Origin of the sequence: Marinobacter sp. (assembly GCF_041686475.1) — a bacterium.
Classification (GTDB): Bacteria; Pseudomonadota; Gammaproteobacteria; order Pseudomonadales; family Oleiphilaceae; genus Marinobacter.
Window position 1 is genome coordinate 28,670 of the sequence record NZ_JAWLDU010000031.1, and the last position, 10,216, is coordinate 38,885.

The 10,216-nt window shown below is 58.1% G+C and carries 7 protein-coding genes; 4 read left to right on the top strand and 3 right to left on the bottom strand.

The genetic code is table 11. The features are described from left to right. Positions 1–186: 186 nt before the first annotated feature. Positions 187–1,074, top strand: a complete 888-nt coding sequence (locus ACESMB_RS09065) for an AEC family transporter (protein ID WP_372971370.1) — start codon at positions 187–189, stop codon at positions 1,072–1,074. Next, positions 1,067–1,957, top strand: coding sequence for a prenyltransferase (locus ACESMB_RS09070; protein ID WP_372971371.1), 891 nt, complete (start codon positions 1,067–1,069; stop codon positions 1,955–1,957). Before ACESMB_RS09065 ends, ACESMB_RS09070 begins: the two co-directional genes overlap by 8 nt. Here the strand turns inward: ACESMB_RS09070 and ACESMB_RS09075 are convergent. Then, entirely contained in the window at positions 1,947–3,590 is a 1,644-nt protein-coding gene (locus ACESMB_RS09075) for a methyl-accepting chemotaxis protein (protein ID WP_372971376.1), read from the bottom strand. The two genes, ACESMB_RS09070 and ACESMB_RS09075, sit on opposite strands and share 11 nt — an antisense overlap. Before the next feature lie 268 nt (positions 3,591–3,858). Here ACESMB_RS09075 and ACESMB_RS09080 point away from each other — a divergent pair, with 268 nt between their 5' ends. Next, a complete protein-coding gene (locus ACESMB_RS09080; RefSeq protein WP_372971372.1) occupies positions 3,859–6,366 on the top strand; it encodes an acyl-CoA dehydrogenase in 2,508 nt (835 codons plus the stop codon). A gap of 150 nt (positions 6,367–6,516) precedes the next feature. Here ACESMB_RS09080 and ACESMB_RS09085 read toward each other — a convergent pair whose 3' ends face one another. After that, on the bottom strand, positions 6,517–7,476 hold the full coding sequence (locus ACESMB_RS09085; protein ID WP_372971373.1) for a LysR substrate-binding domain-containing protein: 960 nt from the start codon (positions 7,474–7,476) through the stop codon (positions 6,517–6,519). A gap of 233 nt (positions 7,477–7,709) precedes the next feature. Here ACESMB_RS09085 and ACESMB_RS09090 point away from each other — a divergent pair, with 233 nt between their 5' ends. Continuing rightward, positions 7,710–8,591 (top strand): DMT family transporter, encoded by an 882-nt coding sequence (locus tag ACESMB_RS09090; RefSeq protein ID WP_372971374.1) that lies wholly within the window; start codon positions 7,710–7,712, stop codon positions 8,589–8,591. 847 nt (positions 8,592–9,438) lie between these two features. Here ACESMB_RS09090 and ACESMB_RS09095 read toward each other — a convergent pair. Then, positions 9,439–10,216: IS1380 family transposase (locus tag ACESMB_RS09095; RefSeq protein ID WP_372971375.1), on the bottom strand; the 778-nt coding region annotated here is incomplete at its 5' end.

Consider the following 10,216-nt stretch of genomic DNA (forward strand, 5'->3'; position numbering starts at 1 on the left):
CCTCCGTTTCTGGGTGTATAAAAAGCGGCGAGCGATCGCCGTTATTCTGGTGCAGGAGTGACAGGCACCGCAACCAGGGGTTCATCTTTGGTCGCAAAGACTCAGGTTTTGCTTGCCGGCAACCGGCAATAATTGCGAACCTATCGAATTATTTGTGCATCCCGGTACTTTATTCGGAGCCAATACATGCTTGCCCAGATTCTGTCCACGATGTTGCCGGTCTTCCTGATCGCCGGCTGTGGAGCACTGTACGGCCGCTACCGTACGCCCGACATCCAGGGCCTTAACACCCTGAATATGGAACTGTTTGTACCCATGCTGGTGTTTGCGGTGCTGGCAGACCAACAGGCGCCACTGCAGGAGTACACCAGCCTGGCGCTAGCGGCTGCGGTGGTGGTGCTGGGCTCCGGAATCGTTCTGTACCCACTGGCCAGGGTGCTGCAGCTGAACCTGAAAACCTTCCTGCCGCCGATGATGTTCAATAATTCTGGCAACATGGGCATTCCAGTGCTGGTTTTCGCGTTCGGAGATGCCGCCCTGCAAGCAGCCATCGTGCTGTTTATTGTCGAGATGCTGCTGCACTTCTCCGTGGGCCTCTACATGCTCGACCCCCATACTTCCATTCTCAGGCGACTGCGCCTGCCCATCGTGTTCGCCAGTATCGCGGGCCTGACGGTCAACGTCAGCGGCGTTCCACTGCCGGAGTGGCTGCTGGAAACCCTGAACATGCTCGGAGGTGTTTGCATACCGCTTATGCTGTTTGCACTGGGCGTGCGGATGCTGGATGTGGATTTCAGCGACTGGAAACTGGGCATGCTGGGTGCTATTGCCTGCCCGGTTTCAGGTCTCATCCTTGCGTGGCCGATGATAGCCTTGCTGGACCTGCCCGGCCTCCAGGTGGCAGCGCTCTGGGTATTCGCTGCGTTGCCGCCAGCGGTGCTCAACTACATGGTGGCAGAGCAGTATCAGCAAGAGCCCCACAAGGTAGCGTCACTGGTGCTGATCAGCAATCTTGGCAGCCTTGTGGTTATGCCCGTTGTACTCGGGCTGGTGTTTGCAGCCGGCTATGTCTGAGACCGCCGCGGTCGTCCGCGCTTCACGGCCCAACTTTCTGCTACTGGCTCCGCTGTGTGCCGGCCTTGGCGTGGCGCTGGCCTGGCAACAGGGCCAACCGCCGGCATTGCTGGATACCATACTGGTGCTGACGGGCGCGGTACTGGCTCATGCGGCCGTTAACTTGCTCAATGAATATGAAGACTTCGCTTCCGGGCTGGACCTGATTACCCGGCGCACCCCTTTTTCCGGTGGCAGCGGGGCACTTCCGGAGTCACCCTCGGCAGCTACCCGGGTATTAATTGCAGCTTTCGGTGCACTCGCACTGGTGATTGCGATCGGTGTTTACTTTCTGGCGCTCCGGGGGGTACCGATGCTGGTACTCGGCGCAGCCGGGGTTGCACTGGTACTGACCTACACCCGCTGGATTACCCGTTCGCCCCTGATCTGCCTGCTGGCGCCGGGGCTGGGTTTCGGCCCGGTGATGATTCTGGGCAGCCTGGAGGCTCTGGGTGCCCGCCTGGATTCAGCCGCCCTCACCGTTTCCCTGATCAGCCTGCTGCTGGTGAGCGAGCTGCTACTGATCAACCAGATACCCGATGCCGACGCAGACCGTAAAGTCGGGCGCCGCCACCTGGTCATTACTCTTGGAGAGCCAACAGCCGCACGACTGGTGGGGTTCCTTTTGCTGGCCAGCTATGGCGTTCTGGCGGCAGGGCTGATAGCAGGATGGTTACCCGCCTGGGGCTCTCTCGCCCTGGCGCCTTTACCGGTAGCCCTGTGGATAAGCGTCAGGCTGCGGACAGCGCTTTCCAGTCCGCAACGGCTGAATACGGTGCTTGGAATCAATGTCGCCGTTCTACTGGCCACAATGGCTCTGCTGATCTGCGGGCTCAGCCTCTGAGACGAAACACGCTGACCCGCCCGCTCAACTGCTCCGCCAGCGTTGCAAGATCCCGGCTGGCGCCGGCCACCTGCTCGGAACCGGCCGAGGTTTCCACAGTGGAGTCGTGAATACGGCTGATGTTGCGGTTCACTTCCTCCGCAACACTGCTCTGCTCTTCCGCTGCACTGGCGATCTGGGCGTTCATATCATTGATTTCACCCACTTCCTGACGGATCTGGGCCAGTGCCTGTTCCGCCGAGCGGGTTTTTTCCACGGTGGTTCTGGCCAGATCCCGGCTGGCTTCCATAACGTCTGCCGCTTCCGAGGCGCCGCTCTGGAGCTTGCCGATCATTTCCTGGATTTCACGGGTGGAGTCCTGGGTGCGGGTCGCAAGTGAACGCACTTCATCAGCCACCACGGCAAACCCGCGGCCATGGGTGCCGGCGCGAGCCGCTTCGATCGCTGCGTTCAGGGCCAGCAGGTTGGTCTGCTCGGCAATGGCGTTGATCACTTCAATGATCTTCTCGATATTGGCGCTGTCGTCGGAAACCCGATGTACGGTTACCGATGCTTTCTCCAGGGTATCGGCCAGCTCGCCAATGGAGACAGCCGTTTCCTGGACCACACGGTTACCCGTTTCCACTTCCTGGTCGGCTTTGCCGGTGGCTGTGGCAGCGCTGGAAGCAAATCCCGCCACTTCGTTCACCGTCGCAGCCATCTGATTGATGGCGGTTGCCATCTGCTCCGCTTCCTCCGACTGGATGCGAATCTGGCGATTGTTGTTATCCGATGTGGACAGCAACTCCGAAGAGCTGCTGGCAAGCGCCATCGCCGACTGGCGAACTTCGCGGATAATACCGGCGAGTTGCTCAACCGTATCCCGAAGGACGCCCATAACGCTGTCCGGATACCTGGTCTGGATGTCCTGATCGAGGATACCGTCGGAGAGCCGGCGAATGGCTTCAGCGACTTCTTCCGGCTCCGCGCCGAGGGTCGAGCGAATCCGGCGAATGATCAGAACTGCCACAACGATACTCAGCAGTACGGCAATGCCCGTCACCAGGAATATCATTCTGTTGAAGTTACCGGCGGCATCGCGCACGTCATCCACGTTCGTGGTAATGAAGGCTTCCTGATGGTCGATGAATGCGTTGATACGATTGAGCCAGGAGGTGTAGGCAGGGGAAACATCCTCCAGCAGGAAATCCCGGGCTTCATCAAGGCGCCCTTCCTGTCGCAACTCCAGCAATTCCCCTGTCAGCGCCAGGGTCGATCTCTCAACATCCTTGATGTCTGTAAGCAACTCTTTCTCACGGTCCGTGGCTCCGGCCGACCTGAATAACTGGTCCATGGGCCTTGCGGATTCCACATAGAAATCCTTCAACTCCTCGATATCCCGGAGATGACCCCGGAGGGCGCGCTCGTTCCGCACCAGTACTGCATCGCGGATGGCAATCGCGCGGTCGTGAACACTGCCGCGGAAATTGATGGCGTAGCGTTGCTTCACAGCGGCATCGTCGCCTACTTCCGTGAGCGTCCTGTCGATAAAACCAACCCGATGATTACCAATCAGGCTGACAAGAACCATCAGGGAAAGTATCAGGCCAAACCCCAGGGCAAGGCGTTTAGCGACAGTGAGCTTTTTGAACATCATTTACTCCGGCAGATCATATCTATAAAGAGAACCCATTTATTCATTAATCCTGCAAAATTAGATAAATAGATTAGCAATCCTGCAAAATTAGATCAATAGATTAGCCAGAGAATGATGCTTTTTAACAATTATTTGCATTGCTACATATTGTTACATTCCACCGCCATTGGCAGGTATAACCAACGGATGCGCTTGCAACCGCCCGGGCTTTGGCCGAAGGTAAGACGATTCAGGTTGAATTTTATTTCGATACGGAGATCTGCCAATGAGTGTTCTGCTTCTCCTCCTCAGTGCGCTGGTACTGATTTACCTGGGTATCGGCGGCACCACAGCTGCAGCTGTCCTTGTGATCGCAACCATTGTGGGTCTGTTCCAGGATGGCTGGCACATCCTCAGCATACTGTTCGGAGGTGGCCTTCTTGGCCTGAGCCTGGTGCTGGTTTTCCCGGGCGACATCCGACGTGAAAAACTGAGCGGACCGCTTCTTGGATGGGTGCGAGGGCGCCTGCCCAAGCTCTCTGATACCGAGGCCGAAGCGCTCCGTTCCGGTACTGTGGACTGGGACGGTGAGCTGTTTTCCGGCCAGCCGCAATGGTCAAAGCTGCTGGACGCCAAGCCGGCCCACCTCTCAAGTGAAGAACAGGCATTCCTGGACGGGCCGGTGGAAAAGCTCTGCAGCATGCTGGACGACTGGAAAATCACTCACGAAGAATACGATCTGCCCAACAAGGTCTGGAAATTCATTCGTGAGAACGGTTTCTTCGGCCTGATGATTCCAAAGGAACAGGGCGGCAAGGGTTTCTCCCATACCGCCCACTCTGAAATCGTGATGAAAATCTCCACCCGCAGCGTGTCTGCCGCCGTCACCGTCATGGTGCCCAACTCCCTTGGCCCGGGCGAGTTGCTGATGGAGTACGGTACCGATGCCCAGAAAGAACATTACCTGCCCCGCCTCGCCGGTGGCGAGGAAATCCCGTGCTTTGCCCTGACCTCACCGGTGGCCGGTTCCGACGCAGGCGCCATCCCTGACAAGGGCATCGTCTGCAAGGGACAGTGGAATGGCGAGGAAGTACTGGGTCTGAAAGTCACCTGGAACAAGCGCTACATTACCCTGGCGCCGGTCGCCACGCTGATTGGCCTGGCCATCAAGGTCTACGACCCGGACAAACTGCTGGGCGAGAACGATGAGATCGGCGTGACCTGCGTCATGATCCCTCAGGATCTTGAAGGCGTTCATTCCGGGGCCCGTCACTTACCCATGAACACCGTATTCATGAATGGCCCGACCTGGGGTAATGACGTCTTTATTCCCATGAAACAGGTCATTGGTGGCCAGGACATGCTGGGCAAGGGCTGGAAAATGCTGCTGGAATGCCTGTCCATCGGCCGTTCCATCTCGCTGCCCGCACTGGGCACCGGCGCCGGCAAGGTCGCCAGCCTGGCCACCGGCTCCTATGCCCTGACTCGGGAACAGTTCGGCCGCTCCATCAGCCAGTTTGAAGGGGTGCAGGAAGCCCTGGAACCCATCGCCGGTTATACCTATATGATGGATGCCGCACGGCTACTGACCTCCGGTATGCTCGACCGCGGCGTTCGCCCATCCGTGCCTTCCGCGGTGCTCAAATACCGCAACACCGATCTGATGCGTATTGTGATCAACCATGCCATGGACGTGGTGGCAGGCCGTGGTGTCATTACCGGGCCCCGCAACTTCCTGGCCCGTGCCTACCAGGCAGTGCCCATCGGCATCACGGTTGAGGGCGCCAATATCCTCACCCGCAGCCTGATGGTGTTCGGCCAGGGCGCTATTCGCTGCCACCCATTCATCGTGGAAGAGATCGAAGCGGCCGGTATGGAGGATAAAAAAGCCGCGGTGGAAAAATTCGATGGCATTTTCTACCGTCATATCGCCCATACCACCCGTAATGCACTGAGATCCCTTGTCCTGGCGCTGACTGGCGGCTTGCTGGAACCGGTCCCTCGCCAGGGTAATATCCAGTCCAGCTATCGCCAGCTGGCACGATTCTCTGCCGCATTCGCACTGATGACCGACGTGACCCTGCTTACCGTGGGCGGCGGCCTCAAGGCGCGCCAGCGCCTGTCCGGACGCATGGCGGATTGCCTGGTGCACCTGTATTACGCCACGGCGGTCATCAAGCAATGGCACGAGGAAGGCTACCCGGATGACCAGCGCCCACTGGTGGACTGGTGCCTGCAGACCAGTCTGCGGGATCTCAAGACGTCCATGCGTGAATTGATCATCAACTTCCCGGTACCTCTGCTGCGCTGGCCAATGCGGATACTGGTATTCCCGCTGGGCGCCACCGGCCTCAACGGGCCGGACGACACACTCGGCGCAGAGGTTGCGGCCACCATCGTCAAGGATACGCCGTTGCGCCAGCGCATCAGCCGGGGCAGCTACATCAACACCGACCCGGACGACCCGCTCGGCCGCGTACTCAACGCCTACCGGCTGGCCAATGAAACCCGTGAAATGCGCGAGCGACTGCACGAGGCCCTGCGAAACCGCGACGAGGACGAACTCGGCGGCATCGACCTGCTGATGGGCCACGAGCGCAAGGAACTGGTGGACTGGGCCTGTGACCAGGGCGTTGTGAAAGGCGAGGAGTGCGAAAAACTGCTGGAAGCACTGGAAGCGCTCTACGACGTTATCCGGGTTGATGCCTTTGAGCCTGATGGTCTGAAAGCGCTGTCTCGTTGCGCCAAGGGCAAGCGCAAGGTTGTTGAGCGGCCGCCTCGGGACGAGGAGTGATTATCGCAGGAACTGTCTGACATCGGTGGAGCGTTTGGCTGGATGGGGCCTCCCGAAACACGCTGTGAATACGTCCATGTACGCTTGGGCTCCGCCATCCATGGCTCCGCACAGTTTCGGGAGGCCCCATCCAGCCAAAAACCTCAGCATCTAGGTAGCCTCATCCTCGTTTCTCAGGCCGCTGTGGATGGCTTCGTCTACCAGCCAGCGCCTTAGCAGTTGAATTCCCTTCTCTCTCCGACGGCTGGTTTTCCAGGCGAAGTAGAACTTGTCGCCGGTCATGACCGGATGGCAAGGCAGGCGGACAAAGTCTCCCGAATCCTTACGAGTACTCAACATGTAATCGTTGGTCAGTGCGATGCCCTGATGGAAGCGGGCCGCTTCCAACGCGAGCAACATGTGGCTGAAGTGCTGGAGTCGGGCCGTTGCTGGTATCTTCTGATCAACACCGCGATACCAGGCTTCCCAGTCGCCCGCGGCCTTGTCGAAAATGCTGTGAGTGGACAGCAACGGGAATCGGGCTACCTCCTCCGGCGACAAATCCGGCTCGTCCCGCCCCTCGATCTCTGAATCCCGCCCCAGCTCCCGACGGATACGCTGCCAGTAATCCTGGCTGCACACCGGAAACAGCCTTTCGGTATACAGCAACTCATAACTGAACGCCGCAGACGCCGGCTTGATGGTGATAAAACAGTCCGCCACCCGGTCCGACAACACCGGATTCTCACTACTCATCTCCAGCGACAACTCCAGCTGCGGATGCTCCCGCTGCAAATCCGGCAACCTCGGCACCAGCCAGCGCACCGCAAACGAACTGAACACCGACAGCCGCAACCGCGACTCTTCATGTCCCAGCAACTGCTCACTCACCCGTTCAATCTGCAACAACGCGGTGCCAATGCCATCCAGATACTGCCGCCCTTCGTCGGTCAGCGTCAGCGTCCGCCCACTACGCCAGAACAGCTTCTCGCCCAGGTAGGTCTCCAGCTGCTTGATCTGATGACTGATCGCACTCTGACTCACAGCCAGCTCTTCGGCGGCCAGCGAAAAACTGTTCAACCGGGCAACGGCCTCGAATACAGGCAGGGCTTTGAGGGGTGGAAGTTTCATTATCTAAAATTCTAATGATAGGTGTTTAAAGATCATTTTATCGGATAGTAGCACAGGAATAGAATGCCATCACAAGATTCAGGGAGCCGGGCGGGCAGGCCTCTCCGAAACCGTGCGGAGCCATGGATGGCGGAGCCCGAGCCGAACAGGGACGTCTTGAGGCGTGTTTCGGAGAGGCCTGCCCGCCCGGCGAATGCTCCGAAGCTGGATATCAAAGAGTTCAAGGGAGTCTTATGTCAGGCAAAACCGTAAACAGTGCAATCCTTCTGCTGGTGATCGGCAACGCCATGGCATTGATCAGCGACGTATTCATCAAACTGATGGAACCCGGCGCCCCGATCTTCCAGTTTGCCTTCCTGCGCTGCGTCATCACCCTGTTACTGTTACTGCCCCTGGCAGGACAGCTCAACAGGAAGCAGCTGTTCTCCGGCTTCAAGGTGCACGCCGTGCGCGCCCATATACACTTGGCCGGCCTGCTATGCATGGTCATCGCCCTCGCAAACCTGCCACTGGCCACCGCCAACGCCGTCTTCTACGCCGCACCCATCCTAGTTATGGTGCTTTCCACCATTGTATTCCGGGAAAAACTCACGCCACTGAGCGTCATCGCCGTATTCAGCGGCTTCGCTGGCATCGTCGTTATCCTGCGGCCGGTGGAATTCAACTGGGCCGCCATCGCTGCCCTGGCCGCCGCCTTTGCACTGGCCATCAATGCCGTCATGGTGCGCCAACTGCCCAAGGAACAAAGCACCGTTCACAAGCTGCTGCTGAACTACATACTGATCATCCCGGCAGCCGGCACACTCGCACTCTGGGAAGGCGCTGCCTGGGACAGCTCGATACTGCTCAGCGCGCTGGGTTCTGCCCTGTTTATCCTCGGCTACAACATCACCGTGTTACTGGCCTACCGCCAGGTAGATGCCAACCAAGTCACCAGTGCCGAATATACCGGTCTGATCTGGGCGGTGCTGATTGGCTGGATAGGTTTCAATGAGGTGCCCGACCTTTGGTTCGCCGTAGGCAGTGCCATGATTGTGGTGCCGCTAATTCTGGTGGGGTTGCGTTCGCGTCAGCGGAGCCACCGGGTGCTGCAGGCTTATCCGGTGAGTGGTTGAGGCCCTGTGCCAATGACGATGCCGAAGGACCTATTACCAAGGAGGTCGCTGCAAAGTTGGTGGCCACAAGGATTTGCGCGGGTGCGCCTAACATCACGGCGACGTCCCGCTACGCCTCAGCTTTTATCTGACCGTGCTGCTTTAGCATGGCAATTTGTCGCTGCATCTTCCCTTGTAACGACGAAACGTCAAATACTACTCTTGCGGATAGGTTCTGGAGCCTGTTGCACATAAGAAAAGTACATTATTTAACGCCAGATCAGAGGCCTTTTCCCGCTGTCTGCTCTTAAACAAAATCGAACCTCTCAAAGCGCCTCAATAATTGGTATTTATTTCTAGCTCCGGACTTTTAGGTGCCGGATATTTCAGCCTTCAATGGACCGAAATTCCGAAGTAGGGTCGAGTTCGGCTTGAGGGGGGAAGCAGGTTTCGGTTCGTATCAACGTACCTATTGATAAGTATTAATACGCATCATCATTTGGAAAAAATAAGTAGTTTCCGGATTCGGTTTGGTCATTCCTACCGATTGTCGGCCTCGATAGTAGTGACGATCATAGTCATGCACTCACAAAAACAAACGCCGAAAACGAGCAGGAATGTAATCTTATGAAGAATACCTGAATCAGTGACTTTGCAGGCCAATATACCCCGCAAAGCGCTATCGGCGCTAACGGGAGCCACCATTTGGCCAAAACAAGGTTGGGAATGCCTGGAACGTGCAGTCTGACGTCGATCAGCGGCCAAATTTGACTACTTTTTTGATCAGGTCAGGGTCATCAGGCAATAGCGGGTTGCCCCGGCATGGTTTTCCGGGTGATTGTAAGGTGGCGGCTGTTGTCGGACTGGCTTAACCGGAGGAGGCAAGGCTTCCATAGAGGTCACGGTAAGCGGCAAAGCCCGGACAGTGCCGACCAAAGCGCAGGATCCACTGCCGGCCGCTGTGCACCAGACGACAGGCCATGGTCATCAGCTCCTGCATCACCGTTCTCAGGCGACGACGTTTGGCCGGGTGGCGCACTGGCGCATCCGGGGAAGTCAGCCTCAGGCCCATCCAGCGCAGCACGTTGTAACCCATCGTTGCGAAGGCCATGACCAGGTTGTTGGTGTCGAACTTGCCGGAGGGCAGGCGCTCCAGGTCCAGGTCGGTCTTGAACTCGCTGTGAAATTGCTCACTGGTGGCGTGATCGCTGTACAGCGCCATGACTTGTTGCTCACTGGCCACGTCGGCAGACAGGGACGTAATCCAGCCTTCGAGGCTGACCTCCGGCTCCAGATACAACTGGCCAGTGGCATCACTGGTGCGAACCGTGACCTTCACGATGCGGCGCAGACCGGGTTCATCTGGAAGGTCTTCTGACAGAACCGCTTCCATCTTGCCGTCGCGCTCCAGCGTCCAGGCCTTCTGAGCCTGGGCCTTGTCCGCCCAGGCCAGGGGATCCTGCTTGCGAGGGTTCCACTTGATCAGGAAGTCGACCTGCTCCTGCTCGCGCAGGAAGTCGCGGTTGTCGCGGGCATCGTGTGCGCTGTCCAGGCGCAGCAGGATGGGCTTGTCCGTCAGTGACCGGGCCCGGGGTAAAACCCGTTTGAGGGTGTCGAGAAACCCGTTATTGGCGTGCTGGCTGCCA